At 42.6% G+C, this 16,135-nt stretch carries 6 protein-coding genes; all 6 read left to right on the top strand.

Annotated features, from left to right (window positions below; all coding sequences use genetic code 11):
• The 6 genes from FLL46_RS13370 to FLL46_RS13345 all read left to right on the top strand — a co-directional run bounded on the left by FLL46_RS13370 (nucleotide 1) and on the right by FLL46_RS13345 (nucleotide 16,048).
• On the top strand, nucleotides 1-5,457 hold the full coding sequence (locus FLL46_RS13370) for a hypothetical protein (RefSeq protein ID WP_142894152.1): 5,457 nt from the start codon (nucleotides 1-3) through the stop codon (nucleotides 5,455-5,457).
• Nucleotides 5,458-5,508: 51 nt separating this feature from the next.
• Complete coding sequence (locus FLL46_RS13365) at nucleotides 5,509-7,659, top strand: contractile injection system tape measure protein (protein WP_142894150.1); 2,151 nt, start codon at nucleotides 5,509-5,511, stop codon at nucleotides 7,657-7,659.
• Nucleotides 7,660-9,039 carry an ATP-binding protein gene (locus FLL46_RS13360; RefSeq protein WP_142894148.1) on the top strand — a complete coding sequence of 460 codons (1,380 nt, stop codon included), beginning with the start codon at nucleotides 7,660-7,662 and terminating at the stop codon, nucleotides 9,037-9,039. It abuts the gene before it with no gap.
• Nucleotides 9,040-9,048: 9 nt separating this feature from the next.
• Entirely contained in the window at nucleotides 9,049-10,671 is a 1,623-nt protein-coding gene (locus FLL46_RS27410) for an eCIS core domain-containing protein (protein ID WP_142894147.1), read from the top strand.
• A 79-nt stretch (nucleotides 10,672-10,750) separates the two neighbouring features.
• Nucleotides 10,751-15,457, top strand: a complete 4,707-nt coding sequence (locus FLL46_RS13350) for an eCIS core domain-containing protein (RefSeq protein WP_142894145.1) — start codon at nucleotides 10,751-10,753, stop codon at nucleotides 15,455-15,457.
• A gap of 87 nt (nucleotides 15,458-15,544) precedes the next feature.
• On the top strand, nucleotides 15,545-16,048 hold the full coding sequence (locus FLL46_RS13345) for a hypothetical protein (RefSeq protein WP_142894144.1): 504 nt from the start codon (nucleotides 15,545-15,547) through the stop codon (nucleotides 16,046-16,048).
• Nucleotides 16,049-16,135 lie beyond the last annotated feature (87 nt).

The following is a 16,135-nucleotide window of genomic DNA, read 5'->3' as shown; positions in this document are numbered from 1 at the left end:
ATGGACATTTGCAGAGCATATCCAAAATTTGAAGCCGATCAGGTTTTAACCGCTGATCAACTCAACAAGTTATTTAGTTACCTGGATTTACAAAACCGGTGGACACGAAAGTGTTTTATCGGCGCGGGTATCGCCTGCGGATTACGCCTGGAAATAAATGAAGCGAATAGCACCGTTTTTATTTCTGCTGGTTGTGGATTAACCACTCACGGTTATCAGATTAGCTATCCAGACTCTATCTGTACTCACTATGCAGAATATACCGACCCGGTGCAATACAGCTATTTTCGTCGCAATGATGCACAAGTTAAGCTTTGGGAATTATTGCCTAAAGGCTCATTTGATACAGAGGATCCAGACAACAAACCCATTCCAATAAGTTTTCTTAAAGATAAAGTCGCCCTGCTTTATCTGGAAGTAAGAGATGTCGATCTGGATACCTGTACCGGCAGTGACTGCGATGAAAAAGGCATGGAGAGTACCTTATGTGTCAGATTTCTGCTCATCGAAAAGTCGGTTCTCGATTTACTCATTAAACAAAACAGTTCGACACAAGTAGAGCCGCTTTATGATATGTATCTGAAAAAGTACGACCTCCCCTGCTTGAATGTGGGTCGTCTGCATTGGCTTGGCGACGAAGATACTTTGTTGGAACTCGAAGATATTCAACTGTCATATGCTTACTTGCTCAGCAGCGGCACGCTACTTCAGATGGAACAAGCTTTCCGTGAGGCTTACCAGATTTATTTACCACTATTGCAAGATGATTACGCGGTTAATCCATTTAAAAGTTGGGTTCCCAAACTTAACCATCCCTTAGGTATTCAATATTTCTACGACCATATAAAAGACTTAATTCTCGCTTATCAGGAGTTTATTGAGTACGCTTTCGATGTTTTTGTCAGTTGCTGTGTACCTGAAAATGCTTTTCCCAAACATTTAATGGTACGAGAACTTTACCCTACCGAAGATTGCAAACCTAGCGCCTATCGTCACTACTTTATTACTGCAATGGAACCTACCGCCGGGGAATACAAAGTCAGAAAAGTGAAGTCGCTATTCAAGCGTCTGGTTTTACTCAGCCAGTCATTCAGGATTCCAGATTTAAAATCCAGCCTTATCAAGATCACGCCAAGTCACGAGAAAGAAACCCCACTTGGTCAACGAAGCATTCCCTATTATTACGACCTGAATAAATATCCTCAGCTCCGTTCTGTCTGGAATTTTGATTTAGCAGAAAGATGTTTGTCCGATAAAGTGTTGAGTTATCACGATAACGAATGTATTCCTGTTTGTGAATCAAAATTAAAAAGAAAGAGCTTTGGCTTTTTAAAAACCGTAAAATCAACGAAAAGTATTCGCAACTCTTATAAAGAGCTTGATTATTTTTATTCAAAACATGCGGAAGGGTTCCTACCAAAGAAATCGATAACAAACACACCGTTACTCGCTACGCTAATCGACAAGCACGCTCAGTACAAAAACTTCAGTCGCGTGCGCTTTCCGCTAGATGGTGATTTGAACGAATTTCCCTTTTATCGAATTGAAGGTCCACTAGGTAAGGATTACAACGAAGCATCCCTTGAGGTGTTACAGTGGATTAAGTGCTACAACCTTCCAATTAAGCTAATGGGTTTGAAAGTCGGTAAGATTTCTGACGACATTAACTTAACTATCGATTGTCGATTTGAAGATATTGAGCTTGTTTACCTGTCACAGCGAGAGAAAATCAATTGCTATTTTAATCAAACTTTAGAATTAGTTCGTTCGATTAAGTTTGATGCACCAGAAGATGACTTGGAGGAAAGTCCGGTTTCTAAAGTTGTTGGCCGATTTATTGATGGCAGAAGAAAAACACCGTTAGCCGGCGTCTATTACGGCATTCAAAAGTTGAAACTGGTTGGCGAAACGGATACTTCCGGCGTGATGGAGCTTTCAAATCTACCGCCAGGCAAATACTCTTTAGAAACCTTTTTTAAAGGCTATGGTTCAAAATCGGTCAAAATCTCTGTTAAACAGGGTAAGACACTAAAGCTTGGTGACATGGAATTATTTCAGGATGCTTTGCTTGATGAAAAAGAAATTTTCTACAAAGATAAAACCTCAGAAAAAGAGGCACGTAGAAAAGTAGAAGAACTAGAGTTTGAAGAAAAAGCACCATTTGAAGTAAAAGTCGAGTCTGGGCGTGAGAAAGAAGATTCTGGCAAATTTCCCATTTCTTACCGTTACGATGAATTCGCAGGAGAACGGGCGGGAGAGTCTAAATACCTGACAACCCGTTCAGCCGGAGAAAACATAAAGTTCACCGAAAAAGGTTACGCTGCAGAGGTTGCAGAAGAGTCCCCTTATGAAATCGGCACAATTTTCGAAGATTTTAAAATATCCGAATCAAAAGATATCTACACTTCAGCCAAACTTTATCTCTATCGAAATTTCGCCAAGACCAACGTCAAGGAAACCGACGACATATTAGATAAGATTTACCAACCACTGCAAATCGTCACAACTTTAAATACATTAATCAGCGAGTTAAAAAAGCCTTTATTACAATTTGATAAAACCTACTTCACCAGCAAATATGAGCAGCTTCTTTCGCAAGTAGAAAAATTTAAAGACATCATTACCGGCAATAAATACGGCGAGCTTTTTTCACAAACTGATAAAGAAAATATCATTCGTTATTTTAATTTGTTACGGCAGGAAAATTGTTTTAATCAATTTCAGTCCTTGATGGAAGCTTACGATGCCCGTACTAATAAAATTCAACTATTACATTTGTTGTCTGCTTATTCAGGAAAAACCCCCGGTATGTTTCACGTTGGAGGTTGTTGGGCCGGCGGCACCTACTTTCTGATTTATGATAACACACGGCGAATCGTGCTAGACTTTGCGTTACCGTTCATCTGTTGTTCAGATTGCCCTCCCATTCAGTTTTGTAGCGGTTATCCAGTCATATTCAAGTTACCCCAAACCCATTTCTGCAAAACCGATGCGCGTTTGTTTAAGTTTATTACTAACTACCCAGGCGGCCAGACAGTTGGTAAAGGTGTGATTACTGATGAGACAACCGGGGAGCATTTCTTCAAACCAAGCGCTGACGATGTGACCGCCGGAACAATTCTGTTCAGCTATTTCATTAATGAAGCCCGCTACGATTTTTCAGTGTCGGTGGCCGACCCACAAGTGGCAATCAACTATAACTTGATCGAAGTTGATAACGACGCGCAAACTGCAACGGTTCAATTTAGTTCTGATCCCAAAGAAGCACAAGAATATCTATGGGACTTTGGCGATGGTGATATTTCTGACAATAGCACCTCAAAAGAACCTTCGCCGGTTAAAACTTATGATCTGTCTCAAGTCACCGCTTATACCGTGACATTACAGGCAAAACAGGGACAATGCTTTGCTCACGCCTCTCATGAACTCACCTTCGAAATGTGTAATGCCACATTCACTTACCGAGAAATTGAGCGTTCACTAAATAGCATCACTTATCAATTTACTCATCCACAAGCCTCATTGACCCGTGTGTGGGAAATGGGCGACGGCAACACAGTGAACGAGCTGGAAACCTTTACTCATATTTATGAACTTGGAGAAGCTGAACAAGAAATTACTGTCACCTTAACCATGACTCAGGAAACCTGTTCTGATACCAAGTCAGTGACTTTTACCATTCCTGCTTATCGCGAAGTCACTATCTTTATGGATAGTTATTCCTTATGTCGCAACGGCACCCCGGCTAAAGTTACCTTCGATCCTAAAAATGGTACTTATACTGGCAATGGTCTGGTGGTTGAAGATGGTGAAGTTCACTTCCACCCTGGACATCCAGATGTCGTTGTCGGTAGTAACGAGATTACTTACGAATTTGAAGGAGAAAAAGTCAGTCAGATAGTTACCGTCAGTACCATCGAGGGAGAGTTTGCTGCAACAGTGAAGTTAATTAACGGTGAAGCAATGAAGGCCGATGTTCAGTTCTCTGCCCCTGAAAATCTTGACAGTTATTCTTATGATCTTGGCGATGGTAATTCGTCAACTGAGCCTTCCTTCTTACATACCTATGATCTGAATGCACAAACTAATTTCGACGTTCAGGTTAGACTCATCAACGGTGCTTGCGATGTAACCCAGTCAACTTCATTGGATCTTACACCTTGCAGTGCAGAGTTTACTTATCGCGAATTAACGAATGACGGCGAGACCATCGTTATTGAATATACAATGTTGGATAGAAATGGAAAACTCTATCAGCTTGAAGACGAACTCGGCGTAGTGAAATCGAGCGTTAATATTATCAGACGAACTTATAAATTGGGCGGCGCAGAACGAGAAATGCCCGTCACCATGCGGTTGAACAAACCACCTTGCATTAATTCATTCTCTAGCATGGTAACAATTCCAGCTTCGATACCACTCAACATTTCAATGGAAGTAACCCAGTTTGTCTGGTGCGACAAAAACCGATACCCAATTACCATCAGTCCGAAAGGAACCAAAGGCATTGCCAGCGGTCCGGGTGTGCGAACAGAAGGCAATGAAATCTTCTTTATTCCAGCACTGGCTAATATCGGCGGCGATGTCACTATCACTTTCACCGCAGAAAATCGTAGTGCGAGTTTAACGGTTAACGTCAAGAAACCAACTGCTTCCCTGGAAATTAAGTCGATTAAGAAAGTTGATAACGGAATTTACGATGTCGCAGTCATTAATAATTCGACCGATTATAATCTTTCAAAATGGGTATTTACACCCGGCGGAACCAGCCTTGAAAACGAGCCAACATTCAGGTTGGTAGAAGTTAAACCTAACCAACCAATAACGGTGACTGTAACTGTGAGCTGGGATGAGCAATGTCCGAATACATCTCCGGTAAAAACATTCCGAATACCTGTTGATATTATTGCTATTGATGACCTGGGTATCAGAGTCGATCGCGTTATCGATGATTTTAATGGCGTCAGAAATGATACAGGATTTATTAAAGTATTCCCTGAAGATAATACACTGACCAAAAATACTGCTAGCGTTTACGATAAACTCCGAACTGATTTGAGTGATCCTGATACGAGTAAAGAGTACGTTGCCGGCCTTCGCAATCAAGAAATCAGCGAAACCTTCGACCCTTTAATTACCAAAACCCGGGATCAATTATCAACCACGATATTAGAAGCCGATGCGGAAACAGCGCAAGCAGGATATCCAATGCTACTTTCCCAAATTTCACAGGTTACAGAATTAGTGAATGTGATGGAAAAAGACCTGAAAGATTCCGATCCTATGTCTAACACGCTGAATGTGATTACACAATCTTTAGCAGCACTGTCAGAGTCTGGAATTGAAATCAATCCAGACGATCAATTGAGAAAAGTCATTGATACAGCAATGGAGGCAAATGCCAATAAACCAAACACAGTGAAGTCACTTAGCAGGATTAATCAGCTACTAGGTTAAACAGTAAACCGGGAGTTATTTTATTAACAAAACACGAGACTAACGGCAATTATGCAACAACATATTATCGACAAAGTGACCATGGAGATTGGCCTGAAAAGGTCACGAGAGGCTTTTGACTTCCAGAATAAGTGTAGTCACCTCATGCATGAATCACTAATGACGGTAATAGAAAATATTTGTGATCAAATTTCAGATAATAATGAACATGTCACGATTGACAAACTCGAAGTGAGTCTTGGTGGATTATCCAGAAGTAATTTCGAGTGGGACTTGGTTGAAAAGTTTCAACAAGAGTTTAGTTCCACTTTGACTGAGCACGCAAAACGGACAGAGAGCAATGTGTTATCTGGCAATATTTTGTCCGACAGGGATTTATCAAATCACCGCTCAGAGTACCATAAAGATAGCTTGAATCACGAACAAAATAGCGTCGAAATACAAAACTATTACTGGCAAATTATTGAGCACTATTTGACTAGTGGAATGCTTCCCTGGTTTGCTAAAGTAGAAAACTTTCCAGGAATAGAAAAAGCACTGTCGGCGGTTTTAAATGATGATATTCTTCAGAATACGAGCACAAACGAAAAACTGACAACGCAAAATGTCGATCACAAAAACTCGTACAAGCCGTTAATCGATTTGAGTAAGGCTAAACTTTCACCGCGAAATATTGAGAAAAGGCTAAAACAACTATTACTCTCCTCTAATAATTTAAACCGCTTCCTGTCGCAAGTGAACGAAGCCTCTGTTAGTCAAATTTATTTAACATTATTTCGTTCTGATCTCGATTTAGTGGCACTTTTCGACCTTTTTGACAAAATTGATATGACAGCTTCTGGTTTGAAAAACGAACCACCAGAGTTGGCGTCAACCACCTCACCGATTTCTGGCATCTCCATTCGTATTCCTGCCAGAATAGATTTATGGAACATCGTCTGGCAACAAAGCCTGCAAACAACGGCTCAAAAAAACCACATTCAAGAAACCAGCACGCAAGAAATGCTCTTTGTTCAACTATGGCACTCACTCGTTAAACAAAACAACCTTCAGCCTTTACTTGTAATCAATGGACTGATTCAAAACCAGGCGGAATTCGCTAAAGTGAAAGGTGTCAATAAATCAGCGATGGAAAATAGCCTTGAGCAAGTTAAAGCGAACTATTTGGATGTCGGCACGACCTTAAAAAAACCTCCCTACTCTATTCTGGAGGACATGAGTTCTATCGAAAATCAGTCGACTCTATCAACTAACGGCGAAAAAGATAGTCACTTAAAAGAAAGACAAAACAGACAACTATCAGATAAATTTCTATCAGACAAACACCCACATCAAACTAACAATGACTTAAATAGACACCAGAAAGAAGAGAGAAAAGAATCAGAAATAGAAAATGATATTGAGTCAGACTCTAAAGTACCAAAATCAGGACAAATCTCTGAGGAGAAAGATAAGGAAAATAAACAACATTTACAAGGAGTCACTCAAGATCCAGAGAAGCAATATCTAGAGAGGCAAGATATAGAGAAGCGAGACATAGATAAGGTCAAAATCGTTTCTTCTCAACACTCAAAACCAAATCTCTCTAATCAAATTACCAGAGAAGAAAAGCCTATTGATGCAGAGACACATCAACTAAAAGACAAAGACGAAAAACCGCCTAAACTGAGTGCGACAGAAGATATTTCGCCAGAAATTTTCCTGGAACGAATACCAGTATCAAACGCTGGCCTGATTATTTTCTGGCCATACCTGCAAATTTACTTTAATGATCTCGGCCTGTTAGACAAGCAGTCATTTAAGAATGAGCAAGCTCAGCAAAAAGCTTTACATTTATTGCAATATCTTGCCACTGGTGAAGAACAAACAGAAGAGTTCAACTTTGTTTTAAATAAGTTGCTATGTAACTGGGATCTGACCAAACCGGTCAATCGTTTTATTTCGCTGAGTAAGCGAGATAAACAAGAATCAGACAAGTTGATTAATGCTGTCATTGAAAACTGGGCGATACTGGGAAAAACTTCGCCTCATAACCTGAGACAAACTTTTGTTTTGAGAAAAGGAATTTTACAGAAAGATGGTGGTGATTGGTTGTTGCGGGTGGAAAAAGGACCTTATGACGTTTTGATAGAACAAATCCCCTGGGGCTTATCGATGATCAAGCTATCCTGGATGGATACGTTGTTGCGAGTGGAGTGGTAAATGCAAAATAGACCGAAAATAGAGCCAGCAAATGATTTCATTACCCAGACGGCTGCAGTTCTCAACAAAGAGCTCGATTGGTTTTACCGAATTCTTGACACTCGCATTAAACTTCACTTCGGTCATGAATGTGAATATCAAGATATCTTCGAGATCGAACCGCCAAAACTAGAGACAGGAAATCAAATATTATACAACCAATTTATCGAGCATTATCAAATCAACTTTGCAGAAAGAGTCGTGCTCATACTGGCATTGATAAGCCACATTAAGCCACAAATGCTCGACGTATTCTTTACTAAAAATGCGACTTTCGATAAAGAGTTCACTGAATTTGGAGGAAGGACCGATCGACAGGGGAAAACATTCTCTCCTACTGGAGAAACCGCCTTATTCATACTGGCCGGTACCGATCTTGAAAAACGCTTTTTATTTTCCTATCTATTCGATGCTGAACATTTTTTTAATAAACACAACTTGATTACATTAGAATCAAATCAGCCTCAAGACCCTTATTTATCCAGAGTTTTAACATTATCTAATGAAGCATTAGATTTAATTACCCGCGGACATGCCAGAAAGCCAGCTTTTAGTTCGGAGTTCCCAGCGAAACTAATTGAAACTCAACTAGAGTGGGATGATTTAGTACTCGACCCCTACACGCTGGATCAGGTTTACGAAATTAAAGCCTGGATCGATCATGGCGAAACCTTGTTGAGTGACACAGAACTGGCGCGTAAGATAAAACCTGGTTATCGAAGTTTGTTTTTTGGCCCTTCCGGCACAGGCAAAACGCTGACCGCATCGCTACTCGGAAAAGTCACCGAGCGTGATGTTTATCATATTGATCTCTCCTTAGTCATCAGTAAATACATAGGGGAAACCGAAAAAAATCTCGAAAAGGTTTTTAAACAGGCAGAGAATAAAAACTGGATCCTGTTTTTCGATGAAGCTGACGCCCTATTCGGAAAACGCACCAATGTTAATGATGCCCATGATCGTTTTGCCAATCAGGAAGTTTCTTATTTGCTCCAACGAATGGAGGACTATGCTGGAGTGGTAATTCTGGCCTCGAATTTCAAAAGTAACTTAGACGACGCATTTACCAGGCGTTTTCAGTCGATTATCCACTTCCCTATTCCAAAACATTCAGAGCGGACTAAGCTTTGGACTTCCGCGTTTTCCAGCCAGTTTAAACTCGATGAAAATGTCGATCTGGACGCAGTTGCCGGTGAATATGAAATGTCCGGCGGCTCAATTATTAATGTAGTTCGATACGCCAGTTTAATGACGCTGGTTCAGCAAAAAAACAATATCGCGCTTCATCATATTAAAGAAGGTATCCGTAAAGAATTCCAGAAAGAAGGTAAAACTTTCTAAGGAGGTAACATGTCAGAGTTTTCACAAGGACGCCGTTATACACGACGTGCCAGGAAACTAAGAAACCGAAAAGGCCTTCAACTGCAGCGAGCCGAAGGACTCTATGACATTGAAGGTCTCTCTCAGACCATCAGCAATAGTCCTGGTGATAAGAAAGCTAACCTTATCAGCCAGAATATTCAAAAGAAGTTAACGATGGGTTCCCCTGACGACGCCTATGAAAAAGAGGCCGATCGAACTGCTGACAAGATTGTTGATGCGTCTGAAACTGAGACAGCCGGTCAAAAGGTTCAAAAACAAGAGGAAGAAGAAGCGCAGGCTAAACCGCTATTGCAGAAACAGGAAGAAGAAGAGGAAGAAGCGCAGGCTAAACCGCTGTTGCAGAAACAGGAAGAAGAAGAGGAAGAAGCGCAGGCTAAACCGCTGTTGCAGAAACAGGAAGAAGAAGAGGAAGAAGCGCAGGCTAAACCACTGTTGCAGAAACAGGAAGAAGAAGAGGAAGAAGCGCAAGCTAAACCGCTGTTGCAGAAACAGGAAGAAGAAGAGGAAGCGCAAGCTAAACCGCTGTTGCAGAAACAGGAAGAAGAAGAGGAAGAAGCTCAGGCAAAACCGCTATTGCAGAAACAGGAAGAAGAAGAGGAAGAAGCGCAGGCTAAACCGCTATTGCAGAGAAAGCAATCGTCTCAAAATAATACGGTTGCAGAGAGTACCACTACACGACTCAGCTCGCGCAAAGGAATGGGCCATTCCCTCCCCGGCAAAACTAAAAACTTTATGGAGTCTCATTTCAAAAAAGACTTTAGCGGTGTTCGAATTCACACAGACAATGAAGCCAACAATATTAGTCAAAAACTCAATGCTCAGGCTTTCACCCTGGGAAAACACATCTACTTTAACGCAGGAAAGTTCAACCCGGAAAGCAAACAAGGCAAGCATTTGTTAGCCCATGAGCTTACCCATGTTGTACAACAAAATCGCTCATTAAATAAAAAAGAAATCAATCAAACCATTCAGAGAAAGTGCAAGCCAGCGCCCAAAACAGTTAGTCCCAAAGTAAAGTTTAAATTGCGCGCGATAATTAAGAACAACTCTGGAATTAGTGGATGGGGTTCAACTCATAGCAATAAGGTTAAAGTGGTGGGCAATAGAATGCGTTTTTATGAACGCCGAATTTGCGGAATCTGCGGCCCTAAAAATCAAACCAAATCTTATGTCATCTACCCGAAGGCAGCGAAATTGAAAGCGACCATCCCGGTCAGCATCAATAAAACCAAAATTAATAAGCTGGGCGCCAAAGGAGAACGCTACTATATTGATAAGAAAGATGTCAGACACACTGGTTTCTACACAGCAGCAGACGCAAAAAAGTTGATGAAAGTCCCGGTAATAATCACCTACGGCATGACTAAGCGACACGAACTATTTCATGTTGCGCACATCGAAGGCTTGATCATGACAAACCTGAAATCAAGGCATTCTGATATCGGTCAGTTTTGCCCCTATAAAGTCGTCGATGGAAAAACCTGGAAAAAATTGATGAAAAGTAAATGGAGCGGCGCAGTGGTATTAGTGGCTACCAATGCGACCAATACATTGGCACATGAACTAGCGGCTCGACGACATGCATTTTAGTCAACAGCTCTACCTCCCCCTAACCTTCTCCTTGCAAATGAGAGGGAATAAACAACGGCGGAATACATAAGGTTTCTTCATGGCGATAAAAGCAATTGCTGAAGGCAACAAATCCCAAACTTCGAGGATTAATACCTCGAAGCCTAAGGGAACTCAGCCCCAATTGCAGGCCAAAGCCTCAGAAAAAACATCAAATTTAAGTTCGCTCATTACCGGTGCATTGACTGACGATGTTAACGCCGAATCTCCGGTGACTTCCGACAATAGATTTGATAGCAACTTAGCCACGCCCGATCACACAGTTGAAAGCAACGCAAATAAAAACTCAATTAGTCGGAAAAAAACCAATCACGAAGATATCAGTTCAGAATCACCGAAAAAAAATAACGACAACGGGAATATCAGTTCGTTAAGTCACCTTATTCGTTCATCGGGTGTTCAAGCAAAGCTAAAAATCGGCGCCCCAAACGACAAATTCGAACAAGAAGCCGATCGAGTTGCAGATAAAGTTGTCAGCATCTCTTCACAGTCTCCAGCTCAATCGCCTTCTCCCGCGGCCCCCCAAAACCAGGGAAAAGGAAACTCGGTACAAAGCCTGTCTCAAGGACAAGCGACTCAGTCTAAACAGAATTCTTCCGCCACGGCTGGCAAACCTTCAACACAAGCTCGAACAAAAATTCAAACATTACCTTCGTCGAAGCCGAACTTGTCAAAGTCGCCACAGCAACAGGGTAATCAAAACGCAGAACGTAACCAGGAACAAAACGATGAAGCAGAACCAACGCTGCAAACCAAATTAATGGTGCAACGTGGATTCATGGACTTAAATGACGAGCTCGGAAGCCAGTTTAGCGGTGGCCTGCTCACCAGGTTAATTCAATCGAAATCTAATCGAGGAGATTCAGACTCGTCCGCTGAGAATACTGCGAGCGCATCTTTTGAGTCCAGCTTATCTCAATCGAAAGGTGGAGGTTCACCACTGCCCGATAACACGCGATCTGAAATGGAATCTGGAATTGGGGCAGACTTTAGCAATGTGCGCGTGCACACTGACAGCAACGCCGCCCAGATGAGCCAAAATATTAATGCCAAGGCATTCACCCACGGTAGTGATATTTATTTTAATCAAGGACAGTACAATCCTTCGTCAACTGGTGGAAAACACCTACTCGCCCATGAATTGACTCATACCGTTCAACAAGGGGCATCGGCGCAAAAGTCACAACAGTCAAATCGGTCAAATCAATCAAACCAGTCGGGTGATATTCAGTCTAAACCCGACACGCACGCAGAAAAGGCAGAGCCAGAAGTTTTACCGGCGCAAACTTCTGCCGAGGCTAACAACCCACAAATAAGCACTCAAAGTGTCCAACCGAAAATTCAGCGTGGTTGGCTGGGTGATGCCTGGGATGCTGTTTCTGGCGCAGCAAGTGCAGCAGTGGATTGGGCCGCCGATCAATTGAATGCCGCTTTAGATTGGGCAAAAGAAAAGTTCGCTGACTTCGTTCAGGAAATTCCTGGCTATAAATTAGTGTCGGTGGTTTTGGGACAAGATCCAATTACCGGCACACCAGTGGCTAGAAACGGCCGCAACTTTATTGAAGCCGGTTTAGATATCATTCCCTTTGGCGATAAATTCCAGCGCAAACTGGAAGAAACCGGCGCGATGGAGGAAGCCGCAACATGGCTTGATGGGCAAATCGCGCTAGTTGATATTAGTCTAAGCTCGATCACAAATTCCATCAGCCGATTTTGGGACAGTTTGTCGATTACCGACTTAGGCAACGTGCCGGCGGTGCTCAATCGCGCCGCCAATATTGTGCGAGCGCCGGTTGCTCGGGTAGTTACTTTTGCTACCAATATTGCATCGAAGTTACTCGAAATCGTCAAGAACGCGGTGCTGGATGCGCTAGTCACTTTTGTAAAAGATCACACACGTGGTTATCCGCTTCTAACCGTCATTCTTGGTAAAGACCCAATTACCGAGGAAGTGGTTGAACGCAACGGTATGAACCTTATCAGAGGATTTATGCTGCTGTCCGAGTCGGGCGAAGAACAATTAAGACAAATGGAGGAAACCGGTTCTCTGCAAAGAGCTGCTGACTGGATTGATGGTGCGGTAGCGCGCCTCGATTTGAGTTGGGAAGCAATCCAGAATATGTTCAGCCGTGCCTGGGATTTAGTGAGTATTGAAAGCTTGATGAATCCTATTGCTGCATTTCAAGAGTTGGCTAATATTTTTCTCGAACCAGCCGGACGCATTCTCAGATTCCTGGTTGAAGTTGCCATCAAGATTTTACAGCTTATTAAGGACGCGCTGATTAGTCGATTGGTTGCTTACGCTCGCACTGTAAGAGGCTATCCGTTGCTGACCGTTATTCTTGGTAGAGATCCATTTTCTGGTGATCCGGTACTACGCAATACAGAAAATATTATTCATGGATTTATGAGTTTAATGGAAGGCGGCGAAGCGCAATTCCAGGAAATGAAATCTTCCGGGGCAATTGGTCGATTAAGCGCCCGTGTGGAAGCGGCAATGGGCCGACTAAACTTCACCTGGGAATATATCCGCGGACTATTCACCACTGCCTGGGAATCTTTCTCACTTGCCGATCTGGCAGCGCCGCTAGAAGCCTTCGCAAGATTACTCGGAATTTTTGGCGATCCTTTGATGCGGTTAATCGCATTTGTGTGGGAAATAATCAAAATTGTCGTCGAAGTCTTGCTCATTATGATGAATTTCCCCTTCGACTTAATCAACAATATTATCACTCGTGCCATGGAGGCGATTGAAGATATAAAAAGAGATCCTATCGGTTTCCTCAAAAACTTGATACGCGCAGTTAAGCAAGGCTTTGTACAATTTTTCGATAATATTTTAACCCATTTACTCAATGGGGTGACTGACTGGTTATTCGGCGAATTGGGAGACGCCGGTATCACACCGCCACCCGATTTAAGTTTCGGTTCCATTTTAGGATTAGTGCTGGAAATTCTCGGTATTACCGTTGATCGTATCTGGGCTAAATTAGCAGAGAGAATTGGTCAAGAAAGAGTTGATCGGGTTCGCTCAATGATTGATCGACTGACCGGAATTTGGACCTTTGTCAAAGACGTGATGGAACGTGGTGTGGTTGCAATTTGGGAATACATTCAAGAGCGGTTGTCCAACCTTTGGAACACGGTGCTTGACGCAATCAAAAACTGGATTGTTACTCGCATAATTCAACGGGTCACCGCAAAACTATTGAGTATGTTAGACCCCACCGGAATCATGGCTGTCATCAACGGCGCAATCGCATTTTATAACGCGGTGCAATCGTTTATTCGGTATTTGCGAGAACTGTTAGAAATCGTTAATTCTTTTGTCGTCGGTGTTGCGGAAATTGCCCGTGGCGATGTTAGTCGCGCTGCGAATTTCCTTGAAGGCGCGTTAGCGAGTGGTATTCCAGTAGCGATAGGCTTTCTCGCCAATCAAGTGGGACTAAGCGGACTCGGACGGCGTATCGGAGAGATGATCGAAACTGTGCGTGGCATGGTGGATACTGCGCTTGATTGGTTGATTGATCGGGCTGTCGCCGCGGGCACCGCGCTATTTGAAATGGGTAGAAATGCTGTGGGTGCAGTTAGAAGTGCGATATCAAACTGGTGGTCGGCCAGAGACGAATTTACCAGCGAAGACGGAGAAAGCCACTCCGTTTACATTACTGGTTCAGGATCTAATGCACGCTTAATGGTGGCAAGTGATCCAAAAACTTATCGAGAATTTCTTGATACCGTCACTGTTCCAGCCAATAAGCAGGCCGATAAAACTGAAGCTGAAGGCATAGCTGATGAGTTAGATACAGCCATACAACAAGCAGCAGTTGAAGGCTCATCCCCTGCTGCTGCGCCTGGTTCGAGTGCCGCCCCCGCAGCTGATCATGCAACTAACATTCAGACTCTGGTAACAAGACTCGGTGATGTTACTGCGCGATTTATGCCGGTTAGTGCAACCACTCAATCAACGCCGACAATCTACGGGGGACACGTGCATGGATTTGGTAGCTCTGCTTCAGTGATGCGCCTCACTTCGCTGCACCCAACCGGCAGCTCACCATCCAGCAGCCTTACCAACCCGCCTTGGAGCGCTTTGCGCAGACGAATGGACGGTGGTGGAACTTATTATGTTCGCGGCCATTTACTTAATGACAACCTCGGCGGACCGGGTAATACCTGGGACAACTTAACGCCGCTGACTCAAACAGCGAATAACCGTTCAAGTGCCTCTCACCTGCACGGCTTTGAAACTCCTGTAAAAGACGCCATCGATGCTGGCAAAATAGCAAACTTCGTGGTTCATGCTAACTATGGCAGACCATCCCGCTCGGCAGATGCGACTTATTTTAGGGCACAAGGTAACCCGGATGACGATGTCAGAGCAGATATTGTTGAAGCCGAGGAAAAAATACCGAACAACTTAGATTGCAGAGCCCATGAAGTTGATCCTACTACCGGCGCTACCGGCGCAGAGATCAAAGTATTCCAGGTGGACAACAGCATCGACACTAACCGTAATAACTATTCTCTCAGTCCAACGCCAAAAGAAACTGTTTATTTAAACGATATGAGTAAGTCAGAGTTAATGGGACTGAGTGGCATTGGTGATGCATTGGCGCAAGGTATTATCGATAATCGCCCATTCAGAACTAAAGCGCAACTGCAATCAAAAGTGCATATTGCAGAAGGAAGATGGGCACAAATGCAAAGAACGCCAGGAAAATCAGTTCGAATTTATCGTGCATAATTTTTCTTTAATTTGATCGTCATTTCGTTAACAATGTAACTAAATACGACTGTAAGAATAATCAAAAGATAGACAACAGGTAGGCTTATGAAAGGTATCGGTTTTGTTTTAGCTCTAATCGTTTTTATCGCAATTATATCTGGCGTCGGTTATGCGCTCTATGAAGGTTGGGGCTTTTTAAGTCACCAATGGACAATGTTAGATACCACTAGAAAACCTGTTGTAGCCCTACTGTCTTCAGCAATCGTCATCTCCGCTCTACTCGTTATTTTGTTTACTCATTCAAGTTTTAAAAAGTCACTAAATTCATCGAGTGGCAAAACCATGGCTTACAATAACTTTATGAATTGGTATGTCAACGCTCACGAAAATAAATACACCAATATTAATATTGAAACCATCAAAACCATTCGCAACGAGATTCTGTTATGGGCTGGAAACCATGTGGTCAAACAGTTTAATAAACTTTATGACGAATTAAAAAATCAGAACCAAAACTCAGAAAACATTGAAAAATATGCACGTCATATTTATATCGAAATTCAGCGAGATTTAGGGCGTAGAGGAAGTATGAAGTTGCGGCAAATTTAGATAATTCGAAATCACCTTCATCAATATAAAAACGACTGGAACCTTTATTCGTAACGGTTGTTTATTCTTAACTAAAGCGCGTAGGTT

It is taken from the genome of Aliikangiella coralliicola, assembly GCF_007004725.1.
Classification (GTDB): Bacteria; Pseudomonadota; Gammaproteobacteria; order Enterobacterales; family Kangiellaceae; genus Aliikangiella; species Aliikangiella coralliicola.
This window is presented reverse-complemented; position numbering and strand designations above follow the sequence as displayed.

Excerpts from the sequence above, each read along its gene's own strand:
- FLL46_RS13345 (WP_142894144.1), top strand. The coding sequence starts at position 15,545 with ATGAAAGGTATCGGTTTTGTTTTAGCTCTAATCGTTTTTATCGCAATT.
- FLL46_RS27410 (WP_142894147.1), top strand. The coding sequence starts at position 9,049 with ATGTCAGAGTTTTCACAAGGACGCCGTTATACACGACGTGCCAGGAAA.
- FLL46_RS13360 (WP_142894148.1), top strand. The coding sequence starts at position 7,660 with ATGCAAAATAGACCGAAAATAGAGCCAGCAAATGATTTCATTACCCAG.
- FLL46_RS13370 (WP_142894152.1), top strand. The coding sequence starts at position 1 with ATGGACATTTGCAGAGCATATCCAAAATTTGAAGCCGATCAGGTTTTA.
- FLL46_RS13350 (WP_142894145.1), top strand. The coding sequence starts at position 10,751 with ATGGCGATAAAAGCAATTGCTGAAGGCAACAAATCCCAAACTTCGAGG.
- FLL46_RS13365 (WP_142894150.1), top strand. The coding sequence starts at position 5,509 with ATGCAACAACATATTATCGACAAAGTGACCATGGAGATTGGCCTGAAA.